The sequence below is a fragment of the Mycobacterium sp. genome, from assembly GCF_052143115.1.
GTDB lineage: Bacteria > Actinomycetota > Actinomycetes > Mycobacteriales > Mycobacteriaceae > Mycobacterium.
The window spans coordinates 15,441-30,821 of sequence record NZ_JBKQTQ010000260.1 but is presented as its reverse complement, the minus strand read 5'-3'; the positions used below and the strand labels follow the sequence as shown (position 1 = coordinate 30,821).

The following is a 15,381-nucleotide window of genomic DNA, read 5'->3' as shown; positions in this document are numbered from 1 at the left end:
GACGACGATGCGGACCTTGCCGTCCGGATCCGCCTGGGCCTGAGTGTTGTTCAGCGATGTCTGGTGGTTGATGTAGTCCAGCGAGATGTACCACATGCTGCCCAGCTGGAAGCCGAGGTAGGGCGCGTCGGTCACCGGCAGCGTGATCACCAGAGCCTGATCGGGCCGCAAGTCGAAATGCCCGACCGAGGAGTACTGGGTGGCCAGACCGCCGGGCGTCAGGCGTGGCGGGACCATCGTGTTGACCGGATTGTCGAGGTAGAACCACTGCGGGAACTGCAACCACGTCTTCACGCGGTTCACCAGTTGCTTTCCCGCTGTGGTGTAACGCTTTTCGATCGCCGCGCGGGTCAGCGGCGGCGGCGCGGTGCCCGCGGTGTCCAGCCTGGAAATGACCAGCGTGCCGCGCCGCGCCGACCAGTCGCCGTAGACCTCGCGGATCACCAGCTGGCCCGGGCTGGTCGGTCGGACCTGCCATTGGAAGCTGCCGTCGGCGGCGATCTCGAGCTCACGGTCGTCGAACGCAGCCTGGCTGGCGGGCACGTTGTCGTCGGTGTACTCACCGCCGAGCAACTGGAAGCTCAGGTCCGTGGTGCTGCCGCGGATGCCGGTGACGACGTAATCGTGGTTTGGTTGGACCCGGCAGCCGAAGTACAGGGTGTCCGGGTTGTCCAGACCCATTTTGGTGAACGGTCCGGTGCCGGACAGCAGCATCGGGTGATCACGCTCGTAGTCGAACACCATGTGTGTGCAGGCGGCCACACACCCGGCCAGGTACTGCAGCCCCTCGAGCAGGTCGGCTTCGGTCTCGATATGCGGTGCGGCGGCGACGAGTTTTTCTGCCTCGGCGATTGCGGAGACCAGCGGCTCGGAGAAGAGAGGAGCGGACACGCCTTGACGCTAGAACGTGTTCTAATTTTCGTCAATGGGCGAACATTCCCGCGTGTTGGCGCGGGCACTCACCGACGAGGCTCGCTCATTCCCCGACTACGGCACGCACTGCTGCGACAGGTCGATCAGGTGTTGCCGCACATCCGGATGCCGATTCAGGTAATCGATGACGTTGCCGTTGCCACCCTCCGCCTCCGACTTGGCCTGCAGCTCCTGGTGCAGGTCGGGATGCCGCTTTAGGTACGAGTCGATGGAATTACCCACGGTCTGATCGCATTGGGCGTTCGCTGTGCTCGCCATGGGCAACGCAATGAGCGCCGCGGCCGAGGCACTCAGCAGGCCACCAGCGAGCAGACCAGACAGTCCGCGACGAAAGGACCATGGGGTTCCGGAAGTCATGGTCATCGGATTGCTCCTTAGGGCACCGGCTCTTGCTTCGATGTACTAATCGAGGGTACCCGCGACAGCGTTACCGCTGCCTTTGCTGAAGCTGTGAGGCTAGTGTGTGACGGCTTTCTGACCGCTCGCCGCCTGCTCGCGCTTGATCTCCAACGCGATATCGATGAGCTGGTCTTCCTGACCGCCGATGAGTTTGCGCTGACCGGCCCGGTGCAACAGCTGGTGGGCCGGAACGTCGTAGCGCTCAGCCTGCCGAACGGCGTGCTTGAGGAAGCTGGAGTAGACCCCGGAATACCCCATGATCAGGGCATTGCGGTCCAGCAGGCATTCGGCCGGCATCGCCGGCCGCACGACGTCCTCGGCAGCGTCGGCGATATCGAAGAAGTCGATGCCGGTCTTGACGCCGATCTTGTCGAACACCCCGATCAGCGCCTCGACGGGCGCGTTGCCCGCCCCCGCGCCGAACCGGCGGCACGAGCCGTCGATCTGCTTGGCACCCGCCCGCACGGCCTCCACCGAGTTAGCCACGCCCAGTCCGAGGTTTTCGTGGCCATGAAAGCCGACCTGCGCGTCGTCGCCGAGTTCGGCGACGAGCGCCGAAACCCGGTCTGCAACGCCGTCGAGCACCAGCGCCCCGGCCGAATCGACGACGTAGACGCACTGGCACCCGGCGTCGGCCATGATGCGCGCCTGCGCGGCCAGTTTCTCCGGCGGAATCGTGTGCGCCATCATCAGGAACCCGACGGTTTCCAGCCCCAACTCGCGGGCCAGGCCGAAGTGCTGAATCGACACGTCGGCCTCGGTGCAGTGGGTGGCGATCCGGCAGATCGACCCGCCGTTGTTCTGGGCCTCCTTGATGTCCTCCTTGGTGCCCACCCCGGGCAGCATCAGGAAGGCGATCTTGGCCTCTTTGGCGGTCTCGGCCGCCAGCTTGATCAGCTCCTGTTCGGGTGTCTTGGAGAACCCGTAGTTGAAGCTCGAACCACCCAGCCCGTCACCGTGGGTGACCTCGATGACCGGAACACCCGCGGCGTCCAAGGCGGCGACGATGGCGCCGACCTCGTCCTTGGTGAACTGGTGGCGCTTGTGGTGCGAGCCGTCCCGCAGGGACGTGTCGGTCATCCGGACGTCCCAGATCGGGTTGAAGAAGATGTCGGTACTCATGCCTGCGCTCCTCCCGCCGTCGCGGACAGGGATTCCTTGGCGATCTCCTCGCCGACCTTGGTGGCCGCGGCGGTCATGATGTCGAGGTTGCCCGCATACGGCGGCAGGTAATCGCCGGCGCCTTCGACCTCGACGAACGTGGTGACCAGGGCTTGGCCGCCGGAGTGCATCGACGGTTCGTCGAACTGCGGCTCGTTGAGCAGCCGGTAGCCCGGCACGTAGGTCTGCACCTCGGCGACGACGTCGCGAATCGACTGGGCGATCGCATCCTGGTCGGCGTCCTCGGGGATGGCGCAGAAGATGGTGTCGCGCATGATCATCGGCGGGTCGGCGGGGTTGAGGATGATGATCGCCTTGCCACGCTTGGCGCCGCCGATGGTTTCGACGCCCTTGCTGGTGGTCTTGGTGAACTCGTCGATGTTGGCCCTCGTGCCCGGCCCCGCTGAGACCGATGCCACCGAAGCGACGATCTCGGCGTAAGGCACGTCGACCACCCGCGAGACCGCATAGACGATCGGGATGGTCGCCTGTCCCCCGCAGGTGATCATGTTGACGTTCGGCGCGTCCAGGTGCTCACGCAGGTTCGCCGGTGGAATCACCGCCGGCCCCACCGCGGCCGGCGTCAGGTCGATGGCCCGGATGCCGGCTTCGGCATATCTCGGCGCCGCCGCCTTGTGCACGTATGCGCTGGTCGCCTCGAACACCAGATCGGGTTTCTCGGACTGGGCGAGCAGCCAGTCGACCCCCTCATGGGTGGTCTCCAAACCCAGCTTGCGCGCCCGCGCCAGACCTTCGCTCTCCGGGTCGATGCCCACCATCCAGCGCGGTTCGAGCCACTCCGAGCGCCGCAGTTTGTACAGCAGGTCGGTGCTGATATTGCCCGACCCGACAATGGCCACCTTTGCCTTGGACGGCATGGACGCTCCTTTTACTCGAAAGACAACCGGACGGACCCGAGGCCGGCGAACTCGGCGACGAAGTTGTCGCCGGGTCGGGCGTCGATGGCCCGGGTGCACGAACCGGGTAACACGATGTCACCGGCCCGAAGCCGTACACCAAAGCTTTCCACCTTGCGGGCCAGCCACGCCACCGCAGTCACCGGGTTACCCAGTACGGCGTCGCTGCGGCCCTTGGCCACCACCTCGCCGTTGCGGGTCAGCACCGCATCGATCGCGGTGATGTCGATGTCGGTCGGCGCCAACCGTGCCGCGCCGACCACGAAGCCCGCTGAGGAGGCGTTGTCGGCGATGGTGTCGCACAGCGCGATCTTCCAGTCGGTGACTCTGGTGTCGATGAGCTCGATGGACGGCACCAGAGCCTCGGTCGCGGCCATGACGTCGTCTTCGGTGCAGGCCGCACCCGGCAGGTCGTGGGCCAGGACGAACCCGACCTCGACCTCCACCCGCGGGTAGAGGTACCTGTCCGCCTTGACCGGAGTGTCCTCGAACACCTGCATCTCGTCGAGCAGATGCCCGTAGTCCGGCTCGTCGACGCCCATCATCTGCTGCATCGCCAGCGACGAGAGGCCCACCTTATGGCCCACCACCCGGGCGCCCTCGGCCACCCGCTGGCGGATGTTGATCAGCTGGATCTCGTAGGCGTCGACGACGTCGATCTCGGGGTGCGCGGCCGTCAACGGCGCGATCGGCTGGCGGCTCCGCTCGGCCTGCGCGAGATCGGCGGCAAGCACATCACGGGTGGCAAGCGGGATCATTTAACCGAAGTCCCCTCGTTCGTGTGACCGGGCCGGTAGCGCCCGGCCCCGGCAATTCTATAACGTGTTCTACATGACAGCTCAGGAGTTCGACGTTGTCGTGGTCGGGAGCGGCGGCGCCGGCATGGTTGCTGCCCTCGCGGCCGCCCACCGGCGTCTTTCGACAATAGTCGTCGAGAAGGCTGCCCACTATGGCGGCTCGACTGCACGCTCGGGCGGCGGAGTGTGGATTCCCAACAACGAGGTTCTCAAGCGCGACGGCGTCAAAGACACCGCGGAAGCGGCCCGCACCTACCTGCACGGAATCATCGGCGATATCGTCGAACCGGAACGCATCGACACCTACCTGCAACGCGGGCCCGAAATGCTGTCGTTCGTGCTGAAGCACACCCCGCTGAAGATGTGCTGGGTGCCCGCGTACTCCGATTACTACCCCGAGGCCCCGGGCGGCCGCCCGGCTGGCCGTTCCATCGAGCCCAAGCCGTTCAACGCCAACAAGCTCGGCCCCGATCTGCCCGGGCTGGAGCCGCCGTATGGCAAGGTCCCGCTCAACGTCGTTGTGATGCAACAGGATTACGTTCGGTTGAACCAGCTGAAACGGCATCCGCGAGGTGTGCTGCGCAGCCTCAAGGTGGGCGCGCGCACCATGTGGGCAAAGGCGACCGGCAAGAACCTTGTCGGCATGGGACGCGCGCTCATCGCGCCGCTTCGGGTCGGGCTGCGCAAGGCCGGCGTCCCGGTGCAGCTCAACACCGCCCTGACCGACCTCTACATCGAGGACGGGACGGTTCGTGGCATCTACGTGCGCGACACCAATGCACCTGAATCCGTTGAGCCTCAACTTATTCGGGCTCGCAAGGGAGTGATTCTCGGCTGCGGGGGATTCGAACACAACGAGCAAATGCGAGTCAAGTATCAGCGTGCACCGATCAGCACCGAGTGGACGGTCGGCGCGAAGGCGAACACTGGCGACGGCATCCTTGCTGCCGAAAAGCTCGGCGCAGCACTGGAAATCATGGAGGATGCGTGGTGGGGGCCGACCGTTCCGCTGGTGGGCGCACCCTGGTTCGCATTGTCTGAGCGCAACTCCCCCGGCTCCATCATCGTCAACATGTCGGGCAAGCGATTCATGAACGAATCCATGCCTTACGTCGAGGCATGCCACCACATGTACGGCGGCGATTACGGGCAAGGTCCCGGCCCGGGTGAAAACATTCCAGCATGGCTGGTGTTCGACCAGCAATACCGTAACCGCTACATCTTCGCAGGTTTGCAACCAGGACAACGTATTCCACGTAAGTGGCTGGAATCCGGCGTGATCGTCCAGGCCGACACGCTTGAGGAGCTGGCTGCCAAGGCCGGCCTACCGGTCGATGAGGTCACTGCCACGGTTCAGCGTTTCAACGGCTTTGCGCGCTCGGGCGCCGACGCCGACTACCACCGCGGCGAGAGCGCCTATGACAGGTACTACGGCGACCCGACCAATAAGCCGAACCGCAACCTCGGCGAGATCAGTCACCCGCCGTACTACGCCGCCAAGATGGTGCCCGGCGACCTGGGCACCAAAGGCGGCATCCGCACCGACAAGCACGGTCGGGCATTGCGGGACGACGGCAGCGTGATCGAAGGCCTGTATGCGGCGGGTAACGTCAGCGCTCCGGTGATGGGACACACTTATCCCGGTCCGGGCGGCACCATCGGCCCTGCTATGACGTTCGGCTACCTGGCAGCTCTGCATCTTGCAGGAGAGCACTGACATGCCGATCAATCCGGAAGTCGCGCTGGCCGCCGAGCTCGATCCGATCGAATTCGCTTGGAGCAGCAGCGATGTGCAGCTCTACCACCTGGGACTGGGTGCCGGCGCCGACCCGATGGACCCACGTGAGCTGCGCTACCTCGTCGACGACACCCCGCAGGTGCTGCCGACGTTCGGGAACGTGGCGGCCACCTTCCACGCCACCAAGCCGCCGACCGTGCAGTTCCCCGGCATCGACATCGAGCTGAGCAAGGTCTTGCATGCCAGCGAACAGGTGAGCGCGCCGGCGCCGCTGCCGCCGTCAGGTGCCGCGAAAGCCGTCACCCGGTTCACCGATATCTGGGACAAGGGCAAGGCCGCGGTGATCTGGTCCGAGACCAGAGTCACTGCGCCGGACGGGACCCTGCTCTGGACGCAAAGGCGCTCGATCTTTGCCCGCGGCGAAGGCGGGTTCGGTGGCGAGCGCGGGCCTTCGGGGGGTGGGTCGGCTGCTACCGCACCGGACCGGGCGCCAGATCTCGAGCTGGGCATAGCGGTGCTACCGCAGCAGGCGCTGCTGTACCGGCTCTGCGGCGATCGCAATCCACTGCACTCCGACCCCGAATTCGCCGCTGCCGCAGGGTTTCCCCGGCCCATCCTGCATGGCTTATGCACCTACGGCATGACCTGCAAGGCACTCGTCGACGCGCTACTCGATGCCGATGTCGCCGCCGTCGGGTCTTACGGCGCACGTTTCACCGGCGTGGCGTACCCGGGCGAGACACTGAAAGCCGCGGTCTGGAAGGAAGACGGCCGGCTGCTGGCCAACGTCATCGCGCCCGCCCGCGAGAACGCTGTGGTCCTCAGCGGGGTGGAGCTGGTACCCGCCTAGCGCCTTTGCAGCGAGCGTCACGCCAGCGTGGCACAGGCCGTCGAGCGCAGCGCTAGCGTGACGCTCGACGAGCCAGTGCAGACCGGACGCGGCGCGTAATGTCATCCGGCTGGTCCCCGGCGACCACCCGGATGACGATCCAGCCAAGACGTTCGAGCCGCTCCAATCGCCGAATGTCCCAGGTATATTGCCGTCGATCGCTTCGGTGTTGGTCGCCGTCGTATTCGACCGCGATCTTCATATCTTCCCAACCCATAGCGAGATATGCGATTATGTCGCCGAACTCGTCACGGACGGGGATTTGTGTCTGCGGTCGAGGCAGGCCTGCCTGAATCAGCAGCAGTCGAAGCCACGTCTCTTTGGGCGACTGCGCCCCTGCGTCCACAAGACCGAGCGTGGCGCGCGCTTGCCGGATACCGCGCCGACCGGGATAGCGCTGTGCCAGTAGATCGACATCGGGCATCTTCAGGTCGGTGGCACGAGCAAGGGCGTCGATCGCTGCCACCGCTTCGCTTCTGGGATACCAGCATCCGAGGTCGAGCGCAGTCCGAGAGGGCGTTGTCGCCGGGACGCCTTCGATCACGACGACCTCGTCCTCACCAATGTCATCACCGCGGACCCGTATGCCGTGCAGCGGGTTTCTGTTGGCGTGGATAATTTCCAGCGGCGCGGTGACGTCGACCCACTTTGCGCCGTGGAGTGCGGACGCTGACAATCCCGCAATGATGCCGCGGCGACCCGACCACAACCATCCGGCGTGCGCGCGAAGCTGTGGCGTTAGTTCGGTGTCCGGACTGACATAAACGTCGCGAAACAACTTGGTGTACTGCGTCCGCAGAGCACTCTTGACGAGGACCCCGCTTGCGACGGCCTCGCTACCGATGAATGGCTCCGCCATGGCGGCAGCCTCCCACGGAGCAGAACCCCCGTCACATCATCAAAGCTCGACCATCCACAGCGTCACTCCAGTGTGGCGCTCGACATCGACTGCCACGCCAGCGTGATGCTCGGCGTTAGAGAGGAGCGGCGGCGAGCCGAGGAGCGGCAGCGGAACCGATGCCTACTCCGCCGATGCGTCCTAGCCGCTTGCTTTCTCAAGAATTCTTAGGCAAAGTTAACCGACTACTCATCTTCAGGGAGTCGCGTGGGGCTAAATCGGCAGGTCTGTCGCTCGTTGACCATCGCGCTGTTGGCTGGCGCTTCGATGATGTTGCTGGCACTGATGTCGATGTTCTCGGTCCCGATCTCGCGGGCGGACATCTTTCGCGTCGGCACAGTCTTACCTAAAGGCAAGCTCCCCGAACACCGCACCGACATCGCCCCAGTCACTGGGCCGGACCAATGACACGAAACGGAGTCGCCTGGAAATACCCGACTCCACAGGAACGCCTTTAGCCCAAGATTAAGAATTCCTTGAATTAAGGCTTAACTTCAGCTAAGAAGATGCAATGACGCAGATCACAGTACGGGAGCGCAGGTGGCGCGAAGGAGCGCAGCGGTGAACGGATACAAGCTGCTCGCGAACGCTACCGCCGTTGGCATCATCGTTGGCGTGGCCGGCGCGCCAATCAGCCCAGTCGCCCACGCTGACGTGACTCTGCTGTCCACGGCTGACGTGACTCTGCTGTCCACGGACGACCCGCTAGAAGGGAGCGACACGGCGATCATCGTCGGCGGAACCACCGAGCCGACGCCGTCGACCGCCTTCGCGGACGCCGTCGAGGACCTGTATCTGCAACCGCTGGGTTTCGACGATGGCGCGACCAACTCGACGGTCTGCGACATGGTCGGGACCGAACCGTGCAACGCGCCGCTGCAGGTGCTGACGACGCCCGAACTCATCGAGCAGGGCCCGAGTACTCAAATCGCCGCGGACGAGATCGTTGCCGCCGTGGAGAACGAATTCGCCGCGAATCCGGGCGCTTTCAGCCCCGAGCACCCGCTGACGATCTTCGGATACTCGCAGAGCGCCACCGCCGAGTCGATGGCAATGACCCAACTCGAAGAAGCCGGCATCCCCAGCGACGATCTGCACTTCGTGTTCATCGGCGACCCCTCCCTCCCGGGCGGCATTTGGCCCAATCTGGAACCAGACATGGACGCGTTATTCGGCTCGAGTCTGACGAACACTATTCTCACGGATTCCGGGATGGACGGCGTCCTTGGCAACGTGACGCCGGATGATCTATACCCGACGACGATCTACACGCTGGACGGCGATGGGGTCGCCGATTTCCAACAGGACTTCACGGCCGGAGGTTTCCTGGACTCGACCCTGGGCCTGTTCGTCCAGCACGTGGAGTACCTGGGGTTGACACCGACGGAAATCGCTGATGCGACCACGTCGACCGACGGCGACATCACATATGTCGACATCTCCGACAACATCAATAACTCCGACGCGTGGATTGATGCAATTGACCACGGGGTCGCCAGCAGCGGACTACTCGAGAGCCTATTCGACTCTTTGCAACTGTATGTCAGCGACATGTTCTGACCCGAGCCCTGGGCGCACCCAGCAGCAGTGCCAGTGGCATGGAAATGCCTGTGACTCGCGCTGTGGCCTTTTGGGCGCTGGCGACTTCACGAGAGGACGTCTCGCCCCAGCGAATTGACGTCGAAGGTGAGGGGTGGCGCTACTGCTGCGCCTGGGTTCTACTCTCCTGGCTGCCGCTTCCATCCTGACCGCTGCCGGTCTGGTCATCGGGGTCCTTGATGCGGGCCGGGACTGGCAGGACGCGATCATGACCGACTACATCGACCCCGCCACCGGCGGCAACTACACCCCGGTGCTGGTCCCCACGCCCGAATCGTTGGCCATTACCTCGGTTCCGACCGGTCTGGCCGACCTGCAGGCCGCGATGGCCCAGCAGCCTGCGAACCAGCCGTACCTCGTTGAGGGTTATTCGCAGAGCGCGGTGATCGCGATCGATGAGGAAATCCAGCTCATGCAGTCCGGGCAGGCCCCGCCCGACGCCACTTTTGTGCTCCTGGGCTCGCTTAACCGCCCCGACGGAGGTCTTTTCGAGCGGTTCCCCGGCCTGGTTATCCCCGGGACATGGCTCGACTTCAATGGCGCCGAGCCGACCGATGGCGTGACCACCATCGACATTGCCAACCAGTACGACTTCTTCGCGGACTTCCCGCAATATCCGATCAATTTGGTGTCCGACCTCAACGCCCTGTTCGGCATCATCTACGCGCACGCCGCCTACGGCAATGGCCTACTTCCCGAAGACGTTCCCGCAGTGTGGCCACCCTCGGAGCCGCTGACGGGACCTTTCGCTAGCGAATACGTTCTCGGGTCCACCGAGATCGTCAAGCAGGTCGACGGGGATACCACCTTCTATTTCATTCCGACCACCGAGCTGCCGGTGCTGGATCCGCTGCGCAGTCTGGGTGTGCCCGAATCGGTGCTCAACATCATCCAGCCGGCGCTGCAGGTGATCGTCGAGGCCGGCTACGACAGGTCCATTCCGTTCGGAGATCCGACGCCGGCCGAGCTGATTCCCTCCATCGACCCGGTGACGTTCAGCCTCGAGTTCGACAACGCCGTGGTCGAGGGCGCCAATAACGCGTTCGAGCTGTTCGGCGCCCAGCTGCCCGGAGCCACCGAGCTGGAAAGCCAGCTGGCTTCGGCGGAAACGTGGTCCGAGCAGGAAATCGGGGTGCCCTACGACCAAGTCGTATCGGAGCTCAATAACGCCTTCGACCCGTTCACCGCTTTCAGTGAGCTGGAGGGACCACTGGGTACGGACATCGACAACCTGTTGGAGCTGAGCGGCATCCAACAAGATGTTCTCGACCCCATGCTCGGGCTCGTCGGAACCCTCGGTGGGATCTTCACCACTTGACTCCTGTGAGGCGTGCCTAGCTCAAGATCAGACCGGACGTCGGGACGCCGGTGCCGGCGGTGACCAGCACATGCTCGACATCGGGCACCGGGTTCACCGAAGTACCCCGCAATTGGCGGACGCCCTCCGCGATGCCGTTCATTCCGTGAATGTAGGCCTCGCCGAGCTGCCCGCCGTGGGTGTTGATGGGCAGCCGGCCACCCACCTCGACCGCACCGTCGGCGATGAAGTCCTTGGCTTCACCCCTGCCGCAGAATCCCAACTCCTCCAACTGAATCAGCGTGAAAGGGGTGAAGTGGTCGTAGAGCACCGCAGTCTGGATATCGGTCGGCGCCAGCCCGGACTGCTGCCACAGCTGCTGACCGACCAGACCCATCTCGGGCAGGCCGAGCTCGGGACGGTAGTAGCTGACCATCGTGTACTGGTCGGGGCTCGAGCCTTGTGCCGCCGCCTCGATGACCGCCGGCCGGTGCTTGAGGTCCTTGGCCCGCTCGACCGAAGTCACCACGATCGCCACCGCGCCATCGGTTTCCTGGCAGCAGTCCAGCAGACGCAGCGGCTCGGCGATCCACCGCGAATTCTGGTGGTCCTCAATGGTTATCGGCTTCTCGTAGAAGTAGGCCTTCGGGTTCTTGGCGGCATGCTTGCGGTCAGCCACCGAAATGACCCCGAAGTCCCGACTGGTCGCGCCGGACATATGCATGTATCGCTGCGCGATCATCGCTACCTGCGCCGCCGGCGTCGACAGCCCGTGCGGATAAGAAAACGAATTGTCGGCAGCAGTCGAATCGGCTTGGGCGCTGGCATCTCCCACCAACCGAGTCTGGACCTGGCCGAACCGCATGCCAGACCGCTCGTTGAAGGCCCGGTACGCGACGACGACGTCGGCCACCCCGGTCGCCACCGCCATCGCCGCGTGCTGGACGGTCGCGCACGCGGCACCGCCGCCGTAGTGGGTCTGGGCGAAGAACTTCAGCTGGCCGATACCCGCGGCCCGCGCGACGGCGATCTCCTTGTTGGTGTCCATCGTGAACGTGGTGAGCCCGTCGACATCGGCGGGACTCAGGCCGGCGTCATCGAGCGCGTCGCGCACCGCCTCGGCCGCCAGCCGCAGTTCGCTGCGACCGGAGTCCTTGGAGAAGTCGGTGGCGCCGATGCCGACAATGGCCGCCTTCCGCGACAGCATCAGGCATCCCCCATCGTAAGCGTCGAGGTCGCGACGACGTGATCGCCAAGACTGTTGCGGCCCACGACTTTCACCGTGATCAGGCCGCCATCCACCGCAGTCACCTCACCGGAGAACGTCACCGTGTCATAGGCGTACCACGGCACACCCAGCCGCAGCCCGATCGACTTGATCAACGCCGACGGTCCAGCCCAGTCGGTGATGTACCGCTGCACCAGCCCGGTGTCGGTGAGGATATTGACGAAGATATCCTTCGAACCCTTTGACTGCGCCTTGTCGCGGTCGTGGTGCACATCTTGAAAGTCCCTGGTGGCCAGAGCCGTCGAGATGATGAACGTAGGGTCACCGTAGAGCTTGAGTTCGGGCAGCTTCGTTCCCACTTCGATGACCGGTGCGCTCATGCGTCAGGCTCCCAGGCGTAGAGACTCCACTCCGGACCGCTGTCACCGGCCGGGAAGTCGATGTAGGTTGCGCGAATGGGGAATCCGATCTTCACCTCGGCGGGGTCGACATTGCGCAACTCGCCCAGCATGCGAACGCCCTCTTCCAGCTCCACCAAAGCGATCACGAACGGCAGCGTGCGGCCGGGCACCTTCGGCGCGTGGTGCACGACGAAGCTGAACACCGTGCCCTTGCCGCTGGCCACGAGATAATCGGACGGCTCGACTCCCCTGCCAGCGTCCTGCCACAGCGCGGGCAGCGGCGGGTGCTGCAGGCTGCCGTCGGGCAGGCGCTGAATCCGTAACTCGTGCGCCTTGACACCCTCCCAGAAGAACGCGGTGTCCCGCGACACCGAAGGGCGCATCATCGCGTCGGGGTCGAGGTCCGCGGGCACGGCAGCCGGTGGGTCCCCGGACTCGCGCGGCTTGAATTTGAGTATGCGCCACTCCATCTCGGCCACATCCTCGTCACCGACCCGCCAAGTGATGTGCTGATTGATGAACCAGCCCTCACCGAGCGCGGTCTGCTTCGGGCCGATCACGTCGCGCATCTCGGAGGCGATACTGACCTCCTCGCCCGGCCGCAGATACCGGTGGTAGGTCTGCTCGCAGTTGGTGGCGACCACACCGACATACCCTGCGCCGTCGAACAGCTCCATCATCGGGCCCATGGGATCGTCGGTCGGACGCTCTCCCCCCAGGCCGAACATGGTCCACACCTGAATCATTGCCGGTGGGGCAACAATTCCCGGATGCCCAGCATCACGGGCCGCGGCCTCGTCGGTATAGATCGGGTTGCGGTCCCCGAGCGCCTCCACCCAGTTGTTGATCGTCGGCTGGTTCACCGGATCCCGAGCCGCTCGCGACTTCGCGACGACAGTGGCGGTGATCTCTGCGACTTTTGCGGTGATCTCGGCGATGCCGTCCGCATCGGTCATCGAGGCACCCTCGGCACCTTGAGGCCCGAGGCCGCGATCATCTCGCGCATGACTTCGTTGACCCCGCCGCCGAAGGTGATGACCAGGTTGCGTTTGGTTTGCGAGTCCAGCCAGTCGAGCAGTTCGGCGGTGTCCGACTCGGCAGGGTTGCCGTACTTGCCGACGATTTCCTCGGCGAGCCGACCGATGTACTGAATTCGCTCGGTGCCAAAGACTTTCGTCGATGCGGCATCGGCCACATTGATGTGCTCGCCAGCGGCAGCCACCTGCCAATTCAGCAACTCGTTGATCCGCCACATCGCGTAGATCTCCCCGAGCGCCCGCTTGACGTCGTGGTGGTCGATGGGCGTGACGCCGTCACCACCTGGCTTGGACGCCCAGGCGTGCAACCGGTCGTAGATGCCGGCGGTGCGGCCCGCCGGACCGAGCATCACCCGCTCGTTGTTGAGCTGTGTGGTGATCAGCCGCCATCCGCCGTTCTCCTCGCCGACCACCATGTCGGCGGGCACCCGCACGTCGTTGTAGTAGGTGGCATTGGTGTGGTGCGCGCCGTCGGACAGAATGATCGGCGTCCACGAGTAGCCTGGATCCTTCGTGTCGACGATGAGGATCGAAATGCCCTTGTGCTTAACGGCATCCGGATCGGTGCGGCAGGCCAGCCAGACGTAGTCGGCGTCGTGCGCGCCGGTGGTGAAGATCTTCTGGCCGTTGACGATGTACTCGTCGCCGTGGCGCACGGCCGTAGTCCGCAACGACGCCAGGTCGGTGCCGGCCTCTGGCTCGGTGTAGCCGATCGCGAAGTGCACTTCACCGGCCAGGATCGCGGGCAGGAACTTCTTCTTCTGCATCTCGCTGCCGAAGACCTGCAGGGTCGGGCCGACCGTCTGCAGCGTCACGGCGGGCAACGGCACGTCGGCGCGATGGGCCTCGTTGACGAAGATCTGCTGCTCGATCGGACCGAAGCCGAGACCGCCGAATTCCTTGGGCCATCCCACGCCGAGCTTGCCGTCCTTGCCCATCCGCCGGATAACCGCCCGGTAGGCGGCGTTGTGGCGGTCCTGCTCCATCGCTTTCATCTCGTCGGACGAGATCAGATTCGAAAAGTATTGACGTAGCTCGGCTTGCAGCTGGCGCTGCTCCGGTGTCAGGTCGATGAACATTGCGCTCCCACCAGATCGAGGCGATGAGAAGGCCCGCCCAGCAACCGGGTCAGGTCTTTGATCGTGGAGTAGTACCGGTGCATCGGATAGGTGATGTCCATGCCCATGCCGCCGTGCAAGTGGTGGCAGATCTGCATCACCGGCGGCGCCTGCGAGGTGATCCAGTAGCCGAGGACGTCGAGGTCGTCGGTGGCGTCCCTTCCTTCGGCCAGTCGCCAGATCACCGACGTCGACGCCAAATCGATAGTCCGCGAGGCGATGTAGACCTCGGCGAGTTGCGCGGCGACGGTTTGGAAGGTGGACAGTGGCTTGCCGAACTGGTGCCGGTTCGCCACATAGTCGGCCGTCAACCGCAGTGCACCGGCGACCAGGCCGGCCGCATATGCACCGATCGCAGCCAGCGCCAGCTGGTTCGCCCGCTGAGTCGTCGCGCCGATCAGCACATCCTGTTCGGGCACCGCGACATCGGAGAACGTGACCACGTACTCGTCGGATCCGTTGGATGTCGGCGTCTTTGACAGGTGCAGGCCGTCGGCCTTGGGTGACACCACGACGACCGCGCTGTCAGCGGTGACGATCATCCAGTCGGCTTCTTCGGCATAGCCGACACCGACTTTGGTGCCGGACAGTCGACTGTGCACAAAGGTTGTCGCCGACCGCTCCGGCAGCGCAGAGCCGGGTTCGTTGAGTGCCGCGGTGAGCAGCGAGCCCTTGGCCAGCCCGCCGAAGTAGCGGTCCTGCTGGTCGTCGGAGGCCAAATCGAGCAGTGGCACGGCACCGAGCCCTAGAGTGGCGAGCGCCGGGCCGATCAGGCCGTGGCGACCGATCTCGGTCAGCGCCGTCGCGATCTCGGGCAGGCCGACACCGTCGCCGCCCAGCCGCTCGGGCACCGGTAGCGCCGTCACGCCGCCCGCGACCAACGCCTCCCAGGTGTTATCCCGATCCAGTACCGACGTGACGACGTCGGCGACTGCCTGCTGCGCCGGGTCCGGGGTGAAGTCCATCGTT

16 protein-coding genes are annotated in these 15,381 nt (G+C 64.7%); 5 read left to right on the top strand and 11 right to left on the bottom strand.

Features of this window, described 5'->3' with window-relative positions:
• From ACLQI9_RS26100 to ACLQI9_RS26080, 5 genes are all read right to left on the bottom strand, one after another.
• The coding region (locus ACLQI9_RS26100; protein WP_442392385.1) for a hypothetical protein at nt 1–891 on the bottom strand (891 nt) is incomplete at its 3' end.
• Nucleotides 892–987: 96 nt separating this feature from the next.
• Nucleotides 988–1,296, bottom strand: coding sequence for a hypothetical protein (locus ACLQI9_RS26095; RefSeq protein WP_442379592.1), 309 nt, complete (start codon nt 1,294–1,296; stop codon nt 988–990).
• 93 nt (nt 1,297–1,389) lie between these two features.
• On the bottom strand, nt 1,390–2,454 hold the full coding sequence (gene dmpG / locus ACLQI9_RS26090; protein ID WP_442379590.1) for a 4-hydroxy-2-oxovalerate aldolase: 1,065 nt from the start codon (nt 2,452–2,454) through the stop codon (nt 1,390–1,392).
• Entirely contained in the window at nt 2,451–3,371 is a 921-nt protein-coding gene (locus tag ACLQI9_RS26085) for an acetaldehyde dehydrogenase (acetylating) (protein ID WP_442379588.1), read from the bottom strand. Before ACLQI9_RS26085 ends, dmpG begins: the two co-directional genes overlap by 4 nt.
• An 11-nt stretch (nt 3,372–3,382) precedes the next feature.
• Entirely contained in the window at nt 3,383–4,168 is a 786-nt protein-coding gene (locus ACLQI9_RS26080) for a 2-keto-4-pentenoate hydratase (RefSeq protein WP_442379586.1), read from the bottom strand.
• A gap of 73 nt (nt 4,169–4,241) precedes the next feature.
• Here ACLQI9_RS26080 and kstD point away from each other — a divergent pair, with 73 nt between their 5' ends.
• Nucleotides 4,242–5,924 (top strand): 3-oxosteroid 1-dehydrogenase, encoded by a 1,683-nt coding sequence (gene kstD, locus ACLQI9_RS26075; RefSeq protein ID WP_442392384.1) that lies wholly within the window; start codon nt 4,242–4,244, stop codon nt 5,922–5,924.
• A 1-nt stretch (nt 5,925) separates the two neighbouring features.
• Nucleotides 5,926–6,795, top strand: a complete 870-nt coding sequence (locus tag ACLQI9_RS26070; RefSeq protein ID WP_442379582.1) for a MaoC/PaaZ C-terminal domain-containing protein — start codon at nt 5,926–5,928, stop codon at nt 6,793–6,795.
• 52 nt (nt 6,796–6,847) lie between these two features.
• Here ACLQI9_RS26070 and ACLQI9_RS26065 read toward each other — a convergent pair whose 3' ends face one another.
• Nucleotides 6,848–7,693 (bottom strand): hypothetical protein, encoded by an 846-nt coding sequence (locus ACLQI9_RS26065; protein ID WP_442392383.1) that lies wholly within the window; start codon nt 7,691–7,693, stop codon nt 6,848–6,850.
• 276 nt (nt 7,694–7,969) lie between these two features.
• On the opposite strand from ACLQI9_RS26065, the gene ACLQI9_RS26060 reads away from it, so the two are divergent.
• The 3 genes from ACLQI9_RS26060 (at nt 7,970) to ACLQI9_RS26050 (ending at nt 10,649) form a co-directional block, all read left to right on the top strand.
• Nucleotides 7,970–8,140 (top strand): hypothetical protein, encoded by a 171-nt coding sequence (locus tag ACLQI9_RS26060; RefSeq protein WP_442379578.1) that lies wholly within the window; start codon nt 7,970–7,972, stop codon nt 8,138–8,140.
• Nucleotides 8,141–8,293: 153 nt separating this feature from the next.
• Nucleotides 8,294–9,292: a PE-PPE domain-containing protein gene (locus tag ACLQI9_RS26055; protein ID WP_442379576.1), complete on the top strand. Its 999-nt coding sequence runs from the start codon at nt 8,294–8,296 to the stop codon at nt 9,290–9,292.
• A 133-nt stretch (nt 9,293–9,425) separates the two neighbouring features.
• Nucleotides 9,426–10,649 carry a PE-PPE domain-containing protein gene (locus ACLQI9_RS26050; protein WP_442379574.1) on the top strand — a complete coding sequence of 408 codons (1,224 nt, stop codon included), beginning with the start codon at nt 9,426–9,428 and terminating at the stop codon, nt 10,647–10,649.
• 16 nt (nt 10,650–10,665) lie between these two features.
• Here the strand turns inward: ACLQI9_RS26050 and ACLQI9_RS26045 are convergent, their stop codons facing one another.
• From ACLQI9_RS26045 to ACLQI9_RS26025, 5 genes are read right to left on the bottom strand one after another with little or no spacing between them, the layout of a single operon-like run.
• Entirely contained in the window at nt 10,666–11,835 is a 1,170-nt protein-coding gene (locus ACLQI9_RS26045; RefSeq protein ID WP_442379572.1) for a lipid-transfer protein, read from the bottom strand.
• Entirely contained in the window at nt 11,835–12,236 is a 402-nt protein-coding gene (locus tag ACLQI9_RS26040) for a MaoC family dehydratase (RefSeq protein WP_442379570.1), read from the bottom strand. Before ACLQI9_RS26040 ends, ACLQI9_RS26045 begins: the two co-directional genes overlap by 1 nt.
• Nucleotides 12,233–13,213: a bifunctional MaoC family dehydratase N-terminal/OB-fold nucleic acid binding domain-containing protein gene (locus tag ACLQI9_RS26035; RefSeq protein ID WP_442379568.1), complete on the bottom strand. Its 981-nt coding sequence runs from the start codon at nt 13,211–13,213 to the stop codon at nt 12,233–12,235. The genes ACLQI9_RS26040 and ACLQI9_RS26035 overlap by 4 nt, the downstream gene beginning before the upstream one ends.
• Nucleotides 13,210–14,373 (bottom strand): acyl-CoA dehydrogenase FadE29, encoded by a 1,164-nt coding sequence (gene fadE29, locus ACLQI9_RS26030; RefSeq protein ID WP_442379566.1) that lies wholly within the window; start codon nt 14,371–14,373, stop codon nt 13,210–13,212. The genes ACLQI9_RS26035 and fadE29 overlap by 4 nt, the downstream gene beginning before the upstream one ends.
• Nucleotides 14,358–15,377, bottom strand: coding sequence for an acyl-CoA dehydrogenase family protein (locus ACLQI9_RS26025; protein WP_442379564.1), 1,020 nt, complete (start codon nt 15,375–15,377; stop codon nt 14,358–14,360). The genes fadE29 and ACLQI9_RS26025 overlap by 16 nt, the downstream gene beginning before the upstream one ends.
• Nucleotides 15,378–15,381 lie beyond the last annotated feature (4 nt).

Coding starts and splice junctions, on each gene's coding strand:
- ACLQI9_RS26095 (WP_442379592.1), bottom strand. CDS start 1,296: ATGACCATGACTTCCGGAACCCCATGGTCCTTTCGTCGCGGACTGTCT.
- dmpG (WP_442379590.1), bottom strand. CDS start 2,454: ATGAGTACCGACATCTTCTTCAACCCGATCTGGGACGTCCGGATGACC.
- ACLQI9_RS26085 (WP_442379588.1), bottom strand. CDS start 3,371: ATGCCGTCCAAGGCAAAGGTGGCCATTGTCGGGTCGGGCAATATCAGC.
- ACLQI9_RS26080 (WP_442379586.1), bottom strand. CDS start 4,168: ATGATCCCGCTTGCCACCCGTGATGTGCTTGCCGCCGATCTCGCGCAG.
- kstD (WP_442392384.1), top strand. CDS start 4,242: ATGACAGCTCAGGAGTTCGACGTTGTCGTGGTCGGGAGCGGCGGCGCC.
- ACLQI9_RS26070 (WP_442379582.1), top strand. CDS start 5,926: ATGCCGATCAATCCGGAAGTCGCGCTGGCCGCCGAGCTCGATCCGATC.
- ACLQI9_RS26065 (WP_442392383.1), bottom strand. CDS start 7,693: ATGGCGGAGCCATTCATCGGTAGCGAGGCCGTCGCAAGCGGGGTCCTC.
- ACLQI9_RS26045 (WP_442379572.1), bottom strand. CDS start 11,835: ATGCTGTCGCGGAAGGCGGCCATTGTCGGCATCGGCGCCACCGACTTC.
- ACLQI9_RS26040 (WP_442379570.1), bottom strand. CDS start 12,236: ATGAGCGCACCGGTCATCGAAGTGGGAACGAAGCTGCCCGAACTCAAG.
- ACLQI9_RS26035 (WP_442379568.1), bottom strand. CDS start 13,213: ATGACCGATGCGGACGGCATCGCCGAGATCACCGCAAAAGTCGCAGAG.
- fadE29 (WP_442379566.1), bottom strand. CDS start 14,373: ATGTTCATCGACCTGACACCGGAGCAGCGCCAGCTGCAAGCCGAGCTA.
- ACLQI9_RS26025 (WP_442379564.1), bottom strand. CDS start 15,377: ATGGACTTCACCCCGGACCCGGCGCAGCAGGCAGTCGCCGACGTCGTC.